We start from the raw sequence: 16,800 nt of genomic DNA, 5'->3' as shown, positions 1-16,800 counted from the left end.
TCATCGTAAGCTGGGGTCATGGCCGACCCCCGTGCATCCGGCAGCCCGACTTCGCCCGTTTCGGGTCGCTCATCCGCCCCCGCCGCCCCCGTCGCCCATTCCGTCGTTGCCGGGCCGGGCGCGAAGACGATCGTGGACGGGCCTGAGCTGCGCGAGGCGTTGCACTCGTGCCTCGGGGTCGAGCGGTTCGTCGAGGAGGTCGCGGCGGCGGCGCCGTTCGCGTCGGCGGCCGAGCTGCTGGCGGTCGCCGATCGTGTGGCGGCGACCTTGACCCCGGCCGAGGTGGATGCCGCGCTCGCCCACCACCCCCGCATTGGCGAGCGTGCGGTGGGCGACGGTCAGGCCCAGCGGTTCAGTGCGTCCGAGCAGTCGGCCGCCGAGGCGAGCGACGAGGCCCTCGCCGACGCGATCACCCGCGGCAATCAGGCCTACGAGGAGCGGTTCGATCGGGTCTTCCTCATCCGGGCCGCCGGGCGGGGCCGGGCCGAGATCCTCGCCGAGCTGGAGCGCCGCCTCACCCTCTCAGACGCCGCCGAGGCCGCCACGGTCGCGAGTGAGCTGCACGACATCACGATGCTCCGCCTCCGCTCCCTCTACCCCGCCTGACCTGCCCGGGCCGGCCGCTACCGCCCCGACCCGCCGCATCCACCACCCCGACCGACAGGAGCTCGCATGACCGACCGCAGTCACGTCACCACCCACGTCCTCGACTCGACGATCGGGCGGCCGGCGGCGGGTGTCCCCGTCATCCTCGAGCGTGACGAGGTGGGCAACTGGGTCATGATCGCCTCGGCCGAGACCGACGCCGACGGGCGGGTCAACGCGCTCGGGCCGGCGCAGCTGCATCCCGGCCGCTACCGCGTGAGCTTCGACACCGGCGTCTACTTCGCCGAGCAGGAGGTCAAGGCCTTCTACCCCGAGGTGCAGATCATCTTCGAGCTCGCCGACGCGAACGCGCACTACCACGTGCCCCTCCTCCTCAGCCCCTTCGCCTACTCCACCTACCGAGGCAGCTGACCGTGACGGCGATCTCGGCCCGCCTCGAGAGTCCCACTCTGAGAGTGCCGGCGCTCCTGGTCGCCGGGACGATGGTGCTCGGCGCGGTCGCCAGTGTCTTCGCCGGCGTCGTCGTCCTGCCGATCGGTGTCGGGATCGCGTGCATCGGCATCCCGTACACGGCTGTCGCTTTGGTGCTCTGGGTGCTTCGACGTGCGCTCATCACCCCGCTCGCGCCCGCGGATGAAGCTGCCGATGGCGCTGCTGACGGCGTTACGGATGCGCAGTCCGACCGAGACGCCCTCGCCGATCAAGCGGCGTACGACCGGAAGGTGCAGGCGTTCGGGCTCTTCTCCCAACGCGCATCGCTCGTGCTGGCTGTCGTGCTCCTCGGCCTGCTGGTGCTCGTCGGTCTCGGATCGATCGGGACCAGCTTGATCGTCTCGAGCGGCCCGGCATTCCCGGTGTGGGTGCTCGCCGGCTCGATCACCGCCGGCGCGATCGTCACGATCGCGGTCAACATGCCTCAGCTGTACTCCGGGCGGATCATGGCGCTCGAGCGGCACGCGGTGGCCACGCGCACGGGGTCCTGGCGGTGGATCGTCGTCGGGTGGATCGCATCACCGCTGATGTGGGTGGCGTACTCGGCCGCCTCGGCAGGGCTGCTTCTCCCTTCGATCCTCCGCTGACCGTCGTCGAGAAGTCACTTTCACGTCAAAACCTCGCGTCTTGGACGTAAAAGTGACTTCTCGGCGGAGGTGGGATGGGGCGGGGGATCAGGCGAAGCCGGCGGCGGGGGTCCAGGCGGGGCCGGGGGCGGGAGCGTCGTCGCGGAGGACCGAGGCCTGGATGAGGCCGTAGGGGCGGTCGGCGGCGTTGAAGACCTCGTTGTCGTTCGTGACACCGAAGGGCGTGAGGTCGTAGAGGAAGTGGTGCTTGTTGGGTGCCGACATCCTGATCTCGGCGAGGAAGGGGTAGCGTTCGAGCACGGCCTTGCCCATCTCGTACAGCGTCTGCTGCAGCGCGAGCGAGTGCAGGGTGGCGAAGACCTCGACCATGGTCTGCTTGATGCCGAGGTAGACGCCCTCCCAGTCGAAGGCCTGCGGGTCGCCGAGCTCTTCGCTGATGAAGCGCCACTTCGCCACCAGCGACGTCGCCATGATGCGGTCGCTGGTCGGCTCGAGCACGGTGTACGAATCGGAGAGGAAGTGGTGGAACTCCGACCCGGTCGTCTTCAGCAGGACCAGGTCTTTCAAGCCGCCGACGATCCAGAACGACTGCGAGGCGCCCTTGCCCTCGACAGTGATGGCGGCCGTGCGCACCTCCTGGCCCTTCCGCACGAAGGTGAAGTCGTGCTCGGTGCCGTCGACGACCGCGCGCTCCCAGGCGTACTCCTCGATCTCGATCCGGGCGCCCGAGACCGGCTCGACGTCGTCGACGAAGTGGGTGCCGAGGGTGAGGCCGTAGGACTCGATCGAGGTCAGCCCCTTCTCCTTGGCGTAGGAGTAGGCGGTCTGCTTCTGCGTGTCGGTGGGGAGCACCGCACTCTGGTCGCCGACCAGGTGGGCGGCGTCGAAGTCTCCGCGCAGGGCGGTCGAGACGTTCACGTCGTGGATCTCGTGCCGCGGGCTCTCGCGATACACCCGGACGATGCGGTTCTCCGCCTTGCCGTACTGGTGCGGGCCGAGGACGATGGCCATGTTTCCCTACTCCCTGCGCGGCGGCTGCCGGTCGACGAGGTGCCGGGGTCGATCGCGTGTCCGCGCGCCTCCAGTCTGTCGGGTGACGTCGGCGCCGGTGAACGGATGCGCGCCCGCGGCTCCGGAATTTACGCCCAATTTACGTGGCGGGTCACTCCGTGGAACGCGTGAGCAGCCGCCCGGACGGCACCCGCCCCGGCGCACCCCGCTCGTCGCCCGCCTGGTGCACGACGCGGCCGGCGAGCCAGGTCGTGTGCACGACGCCGTGGAGGGTGCGTTCGTCGTAGGCCGAGACGGGATTCTTGTGCTCGAGAGCCGCGGCCTGCACCGCGAAGCTCTCCTCGGGCGCGAAGGCGACGAGGTCGGCGTCGGCACCCACCTCGATGCCGCCCTTCCGGCCGTCGAGGCCGACCAGGGCCGCCGTGTTCACGGCCATCCAGCCGAGAACGCGCTCGAGCGGGATGCCGCGCTCGCGTGCCGCCGTCCAGACCGCCGGGAACGACAGTTGCAGCCCCGAGATGCCGCCCCAGGCCTCCTGGAAGTCGCCGTCTCCGGCGAACTTCAGCTCGGCGGTCGAGGGCGAGTGGTCCGAGGCGATCAGGTCGATCGTGCCGTCGAGCAGCGCCTCCCACAGGAGGTCGCGGTTCGCCTCGTCGCGGATCGGCGGGCAGCACTTGAACTGGGTCGCGCCATCCGGGATGTGCTCGGCGGCAAAGCTCAGGTAGTGCGGGCAGGTCTCGACCGTGATCGGGAGCCCCTCGGCCTTCGCCCCGCGGATGAGCCTCAGGGCGCGACCGCTGGAGAGGTGCAGGATGTGGGCGCGTGCCCCGGTGGCGCGGACGCCGGCGATCACGCTCGCGATCGCATCCTCCTCGGCCAGCTCGGGCCGCGAGGCCACGAAGGCGCGGTAGTCGGGGCCACCGTCGACCGCAGCCGGATCGAGTGCCGCCCGGTCGAGCACCTCGGGGTCTTCGGCGTGCACGATCAGCAGGCCCTCGAAGGCGGCGACCTCTTCGAGCGCGGCCCGCAGTTCGGCACCGGAGAGGTGTGGGAACTCGTCGACGCCCGAGGGGGAGAGGAAGGCCTTGAAGCCGAAGACCCCCTCGTTCCACATCGAACGCAGCGAGCCGAGGCTCGCGGGGATCGCCCCGCCCCAGAAGCCGACGTCGACGCTCGCCTGGGGGGCGGCCGCCTCGCGCTTGACCGCGAGGCCCTCGACGGTGGTGGTCGGCGGGATGCTGTTGAGCGGCATGTCGATGATCGTCGTCACGCCCCCGGCCGCCGCCGCGAGCGTGGCGGTGGTGAAGCCCTCCCACTCGGTGCGGCCCGGTTCGTTGACGTGCACGTGCGTGTCGACGATGCCGGGAACGAGCACCTGCCCCTCCGGCAGCGTGATGACCTCGTGCGCGGGCACCTCTTCGTCGAGTTCGGCGATCGCGGCGACGACCCCGTCGCGCACGGCGACGACGGCGGGGCGCCACTTTCCGCCGGTGAAGACGGAGTCGGCGCGGATGACGAGGTCGTACGGGCTGCTCATGGGCCAAGCCTAGGTGGACCGCCCGACACTGGAACCGGATGCGGTGTCGTTCTGAAACGCCCCCGTCACACGCCGTGGCTAGCATGAGCCGATGACCGGCCCGACGCCCACCGCCACCGCCGAACAGCGCGCCGGCTGCCCGAAGCACATGGAGTACGGGCCGTGCGGTGGGGTCGAGTTCGACGGCTCGTGCGAGGTGGGGGACTTCCGCTGCGTCTTCCTCGACACCCCCACCATCCGCTGGCACGGCGCCCCCCGCGACCAGCCCCTCGAGGCCTTCGACCGCGACCGGGTGGGGGCGGACCCCAACGCGGCGCCAGCCGCGTCTTCAGCAGAAGAACCCGGCCGACTCGATCAGGAGGTGGACGGCGCGACAGCACCCAGCGTCGCGCCGTCGCCGCGAGAGCGACGACAGCGTGACAGGTCCCCCGGCCACACAGCGCGCCAGAAGCTCCTGACCCGCCAGATCGTCGTCGCCGACTTCCCCGCCCGCGCGCTCGACCGCCGCTCCCTCGCCGACTGCGCCGAGGCGCTCGCCGGGCGGGTGGATGCCGCGCTGGCCGGCGATTCCGGACCCAGCCGGGTGCAGTTCCCGCCCGCCTACCGGGCCCACCTCATCCAGGAGGCCGGCCTGCCGGTCTGGACGGGCCTCAACTGCCGTGACCGCAACCGCGTGGCCCTCGAGGGCGAGATCGCGGCGCTCGCCGAGGTGGGGGTCGCCGGCGTGCACTGCGTCACCGGCGACCACACGCTGACCGGCGACCGGCCGGATGCGCAGCCCGTCTTCGACCTCGACTCCACCCGCGTGGCCGCCCTCGCCCGCGCGGCCGGGCACCTGGTCTCGGTGGGGGAGTCGCCCGCGACCCCTCCCGTCGCCCGGCGGGCGAGCCGCCTGCGCGAGAAGGTGCTCGCGGGGGCCGACCTCTGCTTCGTCAACCACGCGGGCGGGGCCGGACCCGTGCGCCGGTTCATCGCCGAGGTGCACGCGACCGGGGTGGCGCCCGGGTTCATCCCGTGCGTGCCGATGGTGATCGACCGCGGCAGCGCGACCCTGCTCAAGTCGTTCACGACGCTCGTGCTGCCCGAGGGCTTTCTCGACGGCATCCTCGACGCGGCCGATCCACGGCAGGCCGGGCTGGATGAGGTGACCCGGCTCGCCGAGGAGATGCTCGCCCTCGACGGGGTCGTCGGCGTCAACCTCTCGGGCGGGGCATCGGCCGGCACCGAGGTCGCTTTCGCGGAAGCCATGGGGCTGGTCGCGGATCGGCTCGGCCTAGCCGGGTAGCGGAGGCCCCTGACCCCGCCGCCACCCGCCCCGCTCGGGTTAGGGTGACCCCATGCCCGACGAAGCGATGACGACCGCCACAGACCTCGAGACGCAGCCCGCGCCCGGGCCGGAGGCGCAGCCCTCCGCCGCCGACCTCGACGCTCGCGACCCGCTCCGCCGGTACCGCGACCTCTTCGTCGGCGCCGACGACCCCGCCCTCCCCGCCTACCTCGACGGCAACTCCCTCGGCCGTCCGGTGAAGGCGCTCGCCGAACGCTACCGCCGCTTCGTCGACGACGAGTGGGGCGGCCGGCTCATCCGCGGCTGGGACGAGACCTGGCTCCGGAAGCCCTTCGCGCTCGGCGACCGCATCGGCGCGGCCACGCTCGGTGCCGCGCCGGGCCAGACCGTCGTCGCCGACTCGACGACGGTCTCGCTCTACAAGCTCCTCCGGGCTGCGTTGGACGCCCGGCCCGGTCGCCACGAGATCGTCATCGACCGCAGCAACTTCCCGACCGACCGCTACGTCGTCGAGGGTGTGGCCGCCGAGACCGGATCCACCGTGCGCTGGCTCGAACCGGATGCTGCGGGCGGGGTGACCGCCGACGACGTGCGCGCGGTGCTCGGCCCCGAGACCGCGGTGCTGGTGCTCAGCCAGGTCGCCTACCGGTCCGGGCACCTCGCCGATGTGCCGGGCATCACCCGGCTCGCGCACGAGCACGGCGCCCTCGTGCTCTGGGACCTCTGCCACTCCGCCGGCGCCGTGCCGATCGAGCTCGATGCCTGGGAGGTCGACCTCGCCACGGGCTGCACCTACAAGTACCTCAACGGCGGCCCCGGCTCCCCGGCCTTCGTCTACGTGAACCGGGCTCTCCTCGATGGGCTGCGGCAGCCCATCCAGGGCTGGATGGGGGAGCGCACGCCGTTCGAGATGGGCCAGGACTACCGGCCCGCCGACGGCATCCGCCGCTTCCTCAGCGGCACCCCGCCGATCACCGGGATGATTGCGATCGAGGCGATGCTCGAGCTGATCGAGGAGGCGGGCATGCCGGCGATCCGCGCGAAGTCGGAGGCGCTCACTGCCTTCGCCGTGCGGCGGATCGACGAGCAGCTCGTGCCGCTCGGCGTCGAACTGACCTCTCCGCGCAACCCCGCGGCCCGCGGCAGCCACGTGACGATCGACCATCCGGCCTTCCCTGCGATGGTGCCCGAGCTGTGGGAGCAGGGGGTGATCCCCGACTTCCGGCGGCCCACCGGCATCCGCCTCGGCTTCTCGCCTCTGTCGACCTCGTTCGCCGAGGTGGCGCTGGGGATCGGCGCGATCGAGGAGCGGCTGCAACACAGCTGACCCGGGAAACCCGCCGGACACGACCGGATGAGAAGCTGTCTGCATGAGTGACCAGACACAATCCGGAACAACCTCCGCATCCGCCCCGCCGGCCCCCCGCGTGACCACCGTCACCGTCGGCCAGTACCTCGCCACCCGCCTCGTGCAGCTCGGCGCCGACCACGTCTTCGGGCTCCCCGGAGACTTCAACCTCAGCCTGCTCGACCAGATGGTGACCGTTCCCGGTTTCCACTGGGTGGGCTCGACCAACGAGCTGAACGCCGCCTATGCGGCCGACGGCTACGCCCGCATCCGCCGCGGCATCGGCGCCCTCGTCACCACCTTCGGAGTCGGGGAGCTCTCGGCCATCAACGGCGTCGCCGGCAGCTTCTCCGAGGACGTGCCCGTGGTGCAGATCACCGGCATGCCCTCGACCTCCGCCCGTGCGGCCGGCCTCCACCTCCACCACACCCTGATCGACGGCGATTACGAGCACTTCTACCGCGCCTACCGCGAGGTCACCGCCTCGGCCACCATCGTGCGCACCGCCACCGCCACCCGCGACATCGACGCCGCGCTCATGACGGCGCTGCGGGAGTCGAAGCCCGTGTACCTCGGCATTCCCGCCGACGTGGCGATCGCTCCGGTGCACGCGGCGAACCTCCGCACCCCTCTGCTGGCCGCCTCGAGCGACGCCTCCGAGCTCGCGCGCTTCACGGCCGCGCTGGCCGAGGCGGTGTCGGCGCATCCGCAGGTCACCCTGCTCGTCGGGCCCCAGGTGCACCGCCGCAGCCTCGAGCCGCTCGTGCGCCAGATCGCCGACCACGACGGCGTCTACGTCGCCTCGCAGAACATGTCCAAGGCCGTGCTCGACGAGTCGCACCCCGCATCGCTCGGCACCTACATGGGCGCTTTCACGCGCGTGGCCGAGGCGCGCGCCGCGGTCGACCGGTCGCCGCTGCTCGTGCTGGCGGGCACCGTGATGAGCGACTTCCTGACCGGGTTCTTCACGCAGGAGTTCGACGAGGATGCGGCCGTCGAGCTCGCGCTGACGGCGGCCCGCATCGCCGACACCACGTTCTACGGGGTGCGCCTGGAGGATTCGCTGCGGGCGCTGCATTCCGTGCTCGGCGAGTCGGCGCGCGAGCCCGTGCAGCCCGTGGGTCACCCCGCGGTTCCGGATGCCGCGGCTCCCGCCGCGGGCCGGCCGCTCAGCCAGGAGCACTTCTGGGGCTCGGTGCAGAACTGGCTGCAGCCCGGCACGACCGTGATCGCGGATGCGGGCACCAGCTTCTACGGCGCCCTCGACCTCGTGCTCCCCGACGAGTCCGACCTCCTCGGCCAGCCGGTCTGGTCGGCCATCGGGTACACGATCCCCGCCACGCTCGGCGCCTGCGTCGCTGCCCCGGGGCGCCGGTCGGTGCTCTTCGTGGGCGACGGGGCCGCTCAGCTGACGGTGCAGGAGCTCGCCACCATCCTGCATCGGGGGTACACGCCGGTCGTGTTCCTGCTCAACAACGACGGGTACACGGTCGAGCGCAAGATCCAGAGCCCGGCCGCGGTGTACCAGGACATCACGCCCTGGGACTGGACGCTCATCCCGGCGGCGTTCGGGGCGGCGGACAAGGTCGTGACGGCGACGGCACGGACCGAGGATGAACTTGCGGCAGCGCTCGAGCTGGCGCGGGCGACGACGGAGAAGGCGGTGCTGATCGAGGTCGTGCTGCCGGCGCTGGATTCGCCGCGGCTGTTGACCGTGCTGACGGAGGCGATCGCGGCGGCGGCCGCCAAGCACTAGCCTCCTGCCCGGGCCCGTCCGCCTCAACCTGCCCGCGATCAGCCGGGGAGGTGGTGGCGGGTCCAGGGGGTGGAGGGGGTGGGGCGGCGGTACTCGGTGCGGCGGGAGGCGGTGTCGGGGCGGCCCTGCCAGAAGGTGAGGCGGACGGGACGGACGAGGAAGCCGTCCCAGGTGTCCGGCGGGGTGAGGGCCGGATGCTCGGCGTCGAAGTCGGCCCAACGCGTCAGGCGCTCGGCGAGCGGGAGCTCGGCGAAGTCGGGGGTGTTGAGCCAGGCGAGCTGCTGCAGGTAGCGGCTGCGGTGCTCGTAGGCCCAGCCCCGTTCATCCATCGACGACCGGTGTGCCTCGCCCTGCACCGTCAGCTGCCGGCCCGGCCAGACCAGCGTGAGCGCCACCCGGGGGTCGCGCGTGACGTCGGCCACCTTGCGCGACCGCGAGTCGGTGTGGAAATAGAAGCCGCTGTCGTCGTACTCGGAGAGCAGGACCGTGCGCGCATCCGGATACCCGCTCGCCGTCAGGGTGCTGAGGGTCATCAGCGGGCGCACGGGGTCGTCGTTGGCCGGGAGCCAGGCGGCGAGGAGGGTCTCCGGCGCCTCGGGGAGGTGCTCGGGGAAGTGCTCGGGGGAGGCGTCGGCCTGCACCTCGCTCGTCACGCCGACGCCCCGCCCGCCGCGTCGAAGCGGGCGATCTCGGCGAACGCGGCCACCGCATCCTCGACCGAGCGGTCGAAGAGCCGGGCGCCGTAGGCCGCCGTCGCACCCGTCGGGTCGCCGAGGGTGCCGTTGGTGCCGAAGTCGTTCGAGAGCCAGCCGAAGCTCACGCGCTTGCGGAAACCGATGTGCTCGAAGTCGGCGAGATGCTCGGGCACGCTCCGCTCGGCGACCGAGAGGTCGACCAGGTCGGGGCGCAGGTGCAGCACGAGCGAGGTCTCGGAGTGACCGGCGTGGATGCCGAGGCCCAGCTCCTCAGGGCCGTCGTGGTCACCGGGCGGCACGGTCGCGCCCATCAAGAAGGTCTGCAGCCCGAACCGGCGTCGCAACTCCCGGCTCGCCACCTGCAGCAGCGCCAGGTTTCCGCCGTGGCCGTTGAAGAAGACGAGCTTCTTCGCCGGGGTCGCCGCGATCGAGTTGCCGAGCTCGACCACGGTCTGCATGAGCGTGTCCCAGCTGATCCACATCGTGCCGGGGGCCCAGTGGTGCTCGTCGGACTTGGTGTACGCGAGCGTCGGGAGGATCCAGACGTCCTGCCCGGCCGCGGCGGCCGCGGCGACCGACGCGTTGGCGACGCTGTCGGCGATCAGGTAGTCGGTCACGAGGGGGAGGTGCGGCCCGTGGTACTCGATCGCACCGGTCGGCAGCACGACGACCGAGTCGGCCGACAGGGCGCGGGCGAGGCCGTCGCCCGAGAGCTCGACGAGCTTGCGGCTCGCGGGGCCGCTCACGCGCGCACCGCCTCGTCGGCCGCAGCACCGGCCGCCGTGTCGGCCGCAGCGTGGGCCGCCTCGCCGACCGCCTCATCCGCCGCGGCACCGGCCCGGCTCGCCCCGGCCCATTTCGTCCCCGTCGGCACCGTCTCGCCCGTCGGCAGCTTGCCCGGGTTGAGCAGCCCCTCCGGGTCGGTCTCTGCCGCGAGAGCCTTGGTGCGCTCGACCTGGTGGTCGACGAACCACTGGTGCGGGCTGTGGAAGCCCACGCCCAGCGCGGTGAGCCGGTCGTATCCCGCGTAGACCGCCTCGGGGCTGATGTAGGGCGCGGCGAGCATGCCGATCGGGTGGTCGCGCTGGGCCTCGATGTGCAGCATCGCGCCCGGGTAGACCTGGTGCACCTCGTCGAGCCGGTCGACCAGGGCCGAACCCGAGACCTCGACGTGGAAGTAGCTCTCGTCGGACGACTTCTGCAACCACTCGATCGGGTGGTTGTAGCTCAGCATCGAGATCTTGACGGTCGCCTGCGGCCCCTCGCGGACCTCTTCGACCCGGCCGCCTGCGCCCTCGACGAGAGCGGTGGCGCCCTCGACGGTCGAGGCGTCGAGGATGGCGCGCAGCGAGGCGCGCCCCTTCGGGATCGCCGGGTCGTCCGGCAGGACGTCGGCGATCGTGGGCAGGTCGGCCGAGACCAGCCGGGGCGTCGGCTCGAGCCAGCCGATCTGCTGCAGCACCGAGGTGGCGTCCGAGAACGCGGGGAAGCTGGCGTAGAAGCCGACCCACTCCTGCATCGGCTCGAGCGCGATCGTTGCGCGGGCGATGATGCCGGCGGTCCCGTAGGTGTGCACGTAGGGCTGCGCGGCCTCGCCCTCGACGTGCACGAGCGCGGCCTCCGGTCCGGCGTAGACGACGTCGAGCGCGAGCACGTAGTCGCCGCTCATGTTCGAGCCGTGCTTGATCGACCCGGTTCCGCCGGATCCACCCGAGAGGAAGCCGCCGATCGAGGACTGCGCGGTCGACGGGTACATCAGGATCTGCTGGCCCGTCTCGCGGGCCGCCTGCTCGATCGCGACCATCGTGGCGCCGGCCTCGGCGGTGAGCCGGCCGTCGGCGACCTCGACGACCGCGCGCGCCTTGGACATGTCGAGCACGAGGCCGCCCTCGAGCGGGATGGCCTGGCCGTAGTTGCCCGTGCCCTTGCCGCGCGGGGTCACTGAGACGCCATGGCGCACAGCCGCCGCCACGATCTCGGCGATCTGTTCGGCGCTCGTGGGGAAGGCCACGATGTCGGCGAGGCCGAGCGGCAGCTGCTCCGACAGGATGGGCGACATCTTCGCGCCGTCGACGGAGGCCTTCTCGCGGCCCCGCAGCTCGGTGGTGACGCCCCGCTCGCCCAGCAGGGCGGTGAGCTCCTCGGCGAGGGCGGCGATCTGGTCGGGTGACGCTGTCATGGTGGTTCCTCTGGTGCGTGGTCGATCGGGGGAGTCGGGGAAGAGGGTCGGGTTAAGAAGGGAGGCGAGCGGGGTCAGCGTGCGGCCCGCTCAGTGCATGATCATGCCGCCGGTGACGTTGAGGGCCTGCCCGGTGAGGTACGCCGCATCCGCCGAGGCGAGGAACGCGGCCACCCCCGCCACGTCGGCGGGTTCGGCGAGCCGGCCGAGCGGCGAGTAGCTCGACCACTCGGCGACATCGGCCTCGGTGCGGGTGGCGGCCCCCATCTCGGTGAGCACGTAGCCCGGGCAGATGCAGTTGGCCGTGATCCCGGATGCGCCGAGTTCCAGCGCGGTCACCCGGGTCAGGGCGATGACGGCGGCCTTGGAGGCGGCGTAATGCCCCTGGCCCGCTCCGCCGGTCTTCCCGGCCATGCTCGCGAGGTTGATGATCGTGCCGCCGGTGCCGGCGGCGATCATCGAGCGGGCGGCGAGCTGGGTGGTGACGAGCATCGCGGTGGTGTTGATCGCGAACATCCGCTCCCACTCGTCGACCGTGATCTCGAGGAGGGGCGAGAACCGGAGGATGCCGGCGTTGTTGACGAGCACGTCGATGCCGCCGAGGGTCTCGATCGCGCGACCCAGCGCATCCGTGGTGCCCGCCGTGTCGGTGAGGTCGACGGGCACGAAGTGGCAGCCGAGTTCGCCGGCGAGGGCGGAGCCCTGCTCGGCGAGCAGGTCGAGGACGGCGACCTCGGCGCCCTCCGAGGCGAAGCGCCGCGCGATCTCGGCCCCGATCCCACGCGCTCCCCCCGTGACGACGATGCGCTTGCCGACGAGCCGGGAGATCGTGGGGCGGTCGGTCACGGTGGGGAGCGTCATGGGAGGGGCCTCGATCGGTGCGGGTGGGGGAGAGGGTTACTTCAGCCCGATGGAGCTGTCGATGAACTCGTTCGTGTAGATGTCCGACACGGCGAGGCCGTCGGCGGGCGGGGTGCCGAGGCCGTCGAAGATCGGCACGACGGTGTCGAAGAAGCTCGACAGCCGGTCGTCGTCGAAGTCACCCAGGGTGGAGTTCGGACCGTTGCCGACGATCCCCTCGTCGATCATCGTCTTCACCGAGTAGTCGGCGACGCCCTGCGAGTAGACCCAGCCGGTGTCGAACTTGTCGACCAGGTCGAGCACCAGGGTGTTGACCGGCGCGGGGTCGGCGAAGTAGTCGACCTCGGCCTGCTGCAGCACGGGCACGAGGGCCTTCAGGCAGTCGCTGTCGGCGGCGAGGTCGCCGGTGCGCACCGCCATCGCCGACTGGTAGGGCTCGTACCCGGTGTCGTGGATGAGCTCGTAGTCGACCGGCTTCATCCAGTCGGCGACCTCGTTGGCGTAGATGTAGGGCTCGGCCGAGGCGAAGCCCTGCTGCGCGTCCTTGCCGCCCGAGGCGATGAAGCTCGCGGGCGTGCCGTCGTAGCTGCCGTCGGCCTGGGCCGGCGGGATGATGCCGGCCGAGGTGAGGTACTCCATGTACGCCGAGCCGCCGAAGTAGCGCACGACCGCACCGGCTCCGACGACGTCCTGGATGGTCTTGGCGCTGGAGTAGGTCTCCGGATCCCACATCACCATCAGCGGGCTCTTGTCCAGGGGTGCGAACACCGCGGTGGTGGGCATGTCGGCCGAGAGCTGGATGGCCTCGTCGGTCGTGACGTACCCGAGCATGATGTCGGGGTCGGTGTACATCTGGCTGGTCACGGTCTGGAAGCCGATCGCCGGCCCACCCGAGCGGATCTCGACGTTCACGCCCGTGTACTCGCCGGACGCGTAGAGCGGCCCGGAGACGGACTTGTTCTGGGAGTCGATCACGGGGTCGGGGCCGAGCAGCTGGTAGAGGTGCCCGTGCTCGGACTCGGGGTTCCAGTCGGTCTGGATCACGACGTTCGCGGGGCAGACGCCCGAGAGGTCGGTGGCGCCGATCGCGACATCGGATGCGGGGGGTGCGTCGCCGGCGGATGCTCCGCTCGAGCAGGCCGAGAGCGCCGCCGCGGTGGTCGCGGCGAGGCCCACGGCGAGGATGAGCCTGGTTCGGGTTCGGGTTCGGGTTCGGGTTCGGGTGCTGCGCATGACATCTCCTTGGGCTGTGGAACAGGACGGATGGTGCATGGTGCGGGTGGTGCAGCTGGGAGTGGGTGCTAGTTGGCCGAGAAGTCGTACCACTTGCCGACGACGCGCTTGCCGAGCCAGCCGAACAGGATGAAGATCACGACTCCGAACAGCGACGCGGTGATGATCGCGGCGAACAGCTCGGCCGACTGCACGCGGGACTGGTAGTTCGAGATCAGCGACCCCAGGCCCGGCTCGCCGCGACGGAAGAAGTAGTCGCCGACGATCGCGCCGACCACCGCGAGCCCCGCGGAGATCCGCATGCCCGCGAAGATCGCCGGGAGGGCGGCCGGGAACTCGAGCTTGGTCAGCACGGTCCAGCGCGAGGCCTTCTGCAGCTGGAACAGCTCGCGCTGCCCCTTGTCGACCGATTGCAGGCCGAAGAGGGTGTTCGAGACCATCGGGAAGAGCGCGATCATCACGCAGACGATGATGCGGGCCGGGTAGTCGAAGCCGAACCAGAAGCCGATCAGCGGCACGAGCGCGAGGATCGGGATGCACTGGAGGATGACGGCGTACGGGAAGGTCGAACGCTCGATCCAGCGCGCCTGGCTCATCGCGACGGCCCAGGCGACGCCGATGATGATCGCGATCGCGAGCCCGACCAGCGCCACGATCGCGGTGCGGCCGAGGGCAACCATGATGTCGCCGAACACGGTCGGGTCGAAGAAGGCCTTGGTGAAGACCTCGTGCGGAGGGGGCAGCAGGAACCGGCGCTTCTCATCCAGCACGACGTAGCTGACGACGTACCAGATCGCGACGATGCCGAGGGCGACGAGCACCGGCGGGATCCAGGTGGTCGAGGCGCGGCGGCTCTTCTTGACGGTGGCCGGCCGCATCAGCGTGCGGTTCTTCGGCGGGGCCGGAGGGGTGGTCGTCATCAGTGGTGGCCCTCTCGGAGTGCGTGCGACACCTTGCCGCAGAGCTCGGCGAACTCGGCGGTGAAGCGGATCTCGGGGTCACGGGGGAACGGGAACTCGACCTCGAAGGTGTCGACGATCTTGCCGGGGCGGCCCGACATGACGACGACCTTGGTCGAGAGGTAGACCGCCTCCGAGACGGAGTGGGTGATGAACAGGCCCGCGAACTGCTGCTCGGTGAAGAGCTTGATCAGCTCGTCGTTCAGGCGCTCGCGGGTGATCTCGTCCAGTGCGCCGAAAGGCTCGTCGAACAGGAACAGCTCGGGGTCGAGGGTGAGGCTCCGAGCGAGGCTCGTGCGCATCTTCATGCCGCCCGAGAGGGTCTTCGGCAGGTGCTTCTCGAAGCCCGAGAGGCCGACGAGCTCGATCGCCTCGGCGGCGGTGCGCTGCCGCTCCTTCTTGGGCCGGCCGTTCAGCTCGGCGAGGAGCTCGACGTTCGCCTGCACGTCGCGCCAGGGGAGGAGCGTCGCATCCTGGAAGACGTAGCCGATGCGGCTGGTGTCGACCTCGGTCACGCCCTCGGTCGCCGGGGTGAGGCCCGAGGCGATGCGGAGGAGCGTCGACTTGCCGCAGCCCGAGGGGCCGACGACGGTCACGAACTCGCCGCGGTTGACGGTCAGGTTGACTCCGGAGAGCGCGGTGGTCCCGTTGGGGAAGGTCATCGCGACGTCTTCGAAGTGGAGGAGCTGATCGGTCGTGGTCGCTGAAGCGACAGGGGGTGGGGCGATGGACATGGGGCTTCTCACCTCGTTTCGAGAATGGGCTGGGTGGGCGTGGTCGTCGGCTGGGTGGATTCGGGGTTGGCGGGGGTCGCTGCGGCGGCGGAGGTAGCGCCGGCTGCGCGGGCGGCGGCGGGGGCCGCGGCTGCCGGCGCGGCGATGCGGCTGTGCACCTCGCTCTGGGCTACGAGGCGTCCGGCGTGGATGACGTACCGGTCGGCGGAGGCGTTCGCGACGACGTCCGAGAGGCTGACACCGCGCACGGCGAGCAGTTCGGCCTGCGCCCCGACGACGACGCCGGCATCCGGCAGCCCCATCACGTCCCGTGCGCCGTCGCTGACCGCGCGATACGCCTCGTCGAGCGTGAGGTGCCCGGCGGTCACCAGGAGGGAGGCGGTCTCGAGCGCGTCGCTCCGGCCGACCGGGTTGAACGGGTCGCGCACGTTGTCGGCGCCCGCACCCAGCCGGACCCCCGCATCCAGGAGCGCTCGCACCGCGGTGAGGCCGCGGGGCGTGGAGACCGGATGCTCCCAGCCCTGCAGGTAGAGGTTCGTGATCGGGAGGGCGACGATCCCGATGCGGCTGGCCACGACGGCGTCGACGAGCGGGTCGAGGTCGCCGGGCTCGAGGGTGCCGAGGCGTACGCAGTGACCCGCGGTCACGGGCCGGTCGGCCGGCCAGTCGCGCACCTCCTCGGCGAGGGTGCCGAGGGTGATCGCGCCGGCCAGGCTCTCGTCGGTGTGCAGGTCGGCGCCGGTGCCGTGGATGCTCGCGACCGCGAGCAGGCGGCGCAGGTCGGCGTCGGGGTCGTCGGCCAGATGCGGAGCGCCGCCGACGAGGTCGACGCCGAGCTTGATCGCCTCGTGCACGTGGGCGTCGGGCACGCTGGGCCCGGCGAGGGCGACGAGCTGGAGGTCGACGAGACCACGGAGTTCGTCGCGCACCTGCACCAGTGCCCGCACCCCGCGCATCGGGTCGTCGCCGTGCAGCACGTCGACGTGGCAGCGGATGGCGGTCGTGCCGTTCTGCAGCATGAGCAGGGCCTGCCGCCTCGCGCGGTCGGCGATGCTCTCGACGGTCTGGGTGGCGGAGAAGCGCTTCCACGACTCGATCGCGAGCACCAGGTCGCCCATCGGCGGGTCGATCAGGTCCCAGGAGAGGGCCTTGTCCAGGTGCGCGTGCGGTTCGGCGGGGGCGGTGAGCAGGAGGAAGCCGTCGAGGTCGAGGGTGGTCTCGGGGTCGGGGTCGGGGGCGGTCGCGGCGGTGGCGGGCCGCGTCCCCGCCGGGGTCACCGCGATGACGGTGTCGCCGGAGAGTTCGACATCCACCTTCTCTCCGGTCGCCAGCGTGGCGTTCACGAGGCGGGTGAGAGTCTGGGGGAGAGCATGCACCGGGGCGATCTCCCGCTTCTGTTCTCGGTCGTCGAACCGGCTCGCGACAGCGGGCTCGGATGTTGATGGCTTCAACATGGGCCACGCTACGGACGCCTCGTTTCGGTCACGTAACGCGAGCATTTCCGAATGTAAATT

At 71.2% G+C, this 16,800-nt stretch carries 16 protein-coding genes; 6 read left to right on the top strand and 10 right to left on the bottom strand.

The annotated features are described in order from the left end of the window. Positions 1–18: 18 nt before the first annotated feature. The 3 genes from HSO01S_RS09125 to HSO01S_RS09115 all read left to right on the top strand — a co-directional run bounded on the left by HSO01S_RS09125 (position 19) and on the right by HSO01S_RS09115 (position 1,685). Positions 19–606, top strand: a complete 588-nt coding sequence (locus tag HSO01S_RS09125; RefSeq protein WP_084361501.1) for a 2-oxo-4-hydroxy-4-carboxy-5-ureidoimidazoline decarboxylase — start codon at positions 19–21, stop codon at positions 604–606. 66 nt (positions 607–672) lie between these two features. Further along, positions 673–1,017, top strand: coding sequence for a hydroxyisourate hydrolase (gene uraH / locus HSO01S_RS09120; RefSeq protein ID WP_066040550.1), 345 nt, complete (start codon positions 673–675; stop codon positions 1,015–1,017). A gap of 2 nt (positions 1,018–1,019) precedes the next feature. After that, a complete protein-coding gene (locus HSO01S_RS09115) occupies positions 1,020–1,685 on the top strand; it encodes a hypothetical protein (RefSeq protein ID WP_066040547.1) in 666 nt (221 codons plus the stop codon). A gap of 87 nt (positions 1,686–1,772) precedes the next feature. On the opposite strand, the gene pucL is transcribed toward HSO01S_RS09115, so the two are convergent. Both pucL and allB read right to left on the bottom strand, forming a co-directional pair. Beyond that, complete coding sequence (gene pucL, locus HSO01S_RS09110; RefSeq protein WP_066040546.1) at positions 1,773–2,696, bottom strand: factor-independent urate hydroxylase; 924 nt, start codon at positions 2,694–2,696, stop codon at positions 1,773–1,775. A gap of 151 nt (positions 2,697–2,847) precedes the next feature. Then, positions 2,848–4,233, bottom strand: a complete 1,386-nt coding sequence (gene allB, locus HSO01S_RS09105) for an allantoinase AllB (RefSeq protein WP_066040544.1) — start codon at positions 4,231–4,233, stop codon at positions 2,848–2,850. A 91-nt stretch (positions 4,234–4,324) separates the two neighbouring features. Between allB and HSO01S_RS09100 the strand changes: the two genes are divergently transcribed. From HSO01S_RS09100 to HSO01S_RS09090, 3 genes are all read left to right on the top strand, one after another. Then, positions 4,325–5,518, top strand: a complete 1,194-nt coding sequence (locus HSO01S_RS09100; RefSeq protein ID WP_066040542.1) for a methylenetetrahydrofolate reductase C-terminal domain-containing protein — start codon at positions 4,325–4,327, stop codon at positions 5,516–5,518. 67 nt (positions 5,519–5,585) lie between these two features. Continuing rightward, entirely contained in the window at positions 5,586–6,848 is a 1,263-nt protein-coding gene (gene kynU / locus HSO01S_RS09095) for a kynureninase (protein ID WP_066040805.1), read from the top strand. 43 nt (positions 6,849–6,891) lie between these two features. After that, the gene (locus HSO01S_RS09090) at positions 6,892–8,625 is read left to right on the top strand and encodes an alpha-keto acid decarboxylase family protein (protein WP_084361500.1); all 1,734 of its coding nucleotides are present in this window, start codon (positions 6,892–6,894) and stop codon (positions 8,623–8,625) included. 38 nt (positions 8,626–8,663) lie between these two features. Here the strand turns inward: HSO01S_RS09090 and HSO01S_RS09085 are convergent, their stop codons facing one another. The 8 genes from HSO01S_RS09085 to HSO01S_RS09050 form a co-directional block, all read right to left on the bottom strand. Next, a complete protein-coding gene (locus HSO01S_RS09085; RefSeq protein ID WP_066040538.1) occupies positions 8,664–9,278 on the bottom strand; it encodes a pyridoxamine 5'-phosphate oxidase family protein in 615 nt (204 codons plus the stop codon). After that, positions 9,275–10,066: a creatininase family protein gene (locus HSO01S_RS09080; RefSeq protein WP_066040537.1), complete on the bottom strand. Its 792-nt coding sequence runs from the start codon at positions 10,064–10,066 to the stop codon at positions 9,275–9,277. The genes HSO01S_RS09085 and HSO01S_RS09080 overlap by 4 nt, the downstream gene beginning before the upstream one ends. After that, the gene (locus HSO01S_RS09075; RefSeq protein ID WP_066040536.1) at positions 10,063–11,499 is read right to left on the bottom strand and encodes an FAD-binding oxidoreductase; all 1,437 of its coding nucleotides are present in this window, start codon (positions 11,497–11,499) and stop codon (positions 10,063–10,065) included. The genes HSO01S_RS09080 and HSO01S_RS09075 overlap by 4 nt, the downstream gene beginning before the upstream one ends. A 90-nt stretch (positions 11,500–11,589) precedes the next feature. Next, entirely contained in the window at positions 11,590–12,360 is a 771-nt protein-coding gene (locus HSO01S_RS09070) for an SDR family NAD(P)-dependent oxidoreductase (RefSeq protein ID WP_066040534.1), read from the bottom strand. Between the two features lie 36 nt (positions 12,361–12,396). Then, entirely contained in the window at positions 12,397–13,593 is a 1,197-nt protein-coding gene (locus tag HSO01S_RS09065) for a nitrate ABC transporter substrate-binding protein (protein WP_084361499.1), read from the bottom strand. Positions 13,594–13,661: 68 nt separating this feature from the next. Next, entirely contained in the window at positions 13,662–14,513 is an 852-nt protein-coding gene (locus tag HSO01S_RS09060; RefSeq protein ID WP_066040532.1) for an ABC transporter permease, read from the bottom strand. Then, positions 14,513–15,286 (bottom strand): ABC transporter ATP-binding protein, encoded by a 774-nt coding sequence (locus tag HSO01S_RS09055; RefSeq protein ID WP_066040530.1) that lies wholly within the window; start codon positions 15,284–15,286, stop codon positions 14,513–14,515. The genes HSO01S_RS09060 and HSO01S_RS09055 overlap by 1 nt, the downstream gene beginning before the upstream one ends. An 8-nt stretch (positions 15,287–15,294) precedes the next feature. Next, positions 15,295–16,740 (bottom strand): amidohydrolase family protein, encoded by a 1,446-nt coding sequence (locus tag HSO01S_RS09050; protein WP_157078977.1) that lies wholly within the window; start codon positions 16,738–16,740, stop codon positions 15,295–15,297. Positions 16,741–16,800: the final 60 nt, after the last annotated feature.

Origin of the sequence: Herbiconiux solani NBRC 106740 (assembly GCF_001571005.1) — a bacterium.
Taxonomy (GTDB): Bacteria; Actinomycetota; Actinomycetes; order Actinomycetales; family Microbacteriaceae; genus Herbiconiux; species Herbiconiux solani.
Note: the sequence above shows the minus strand (reverse complement) of the source record. Positions and strands in the feature narration are given on the sequence as shown.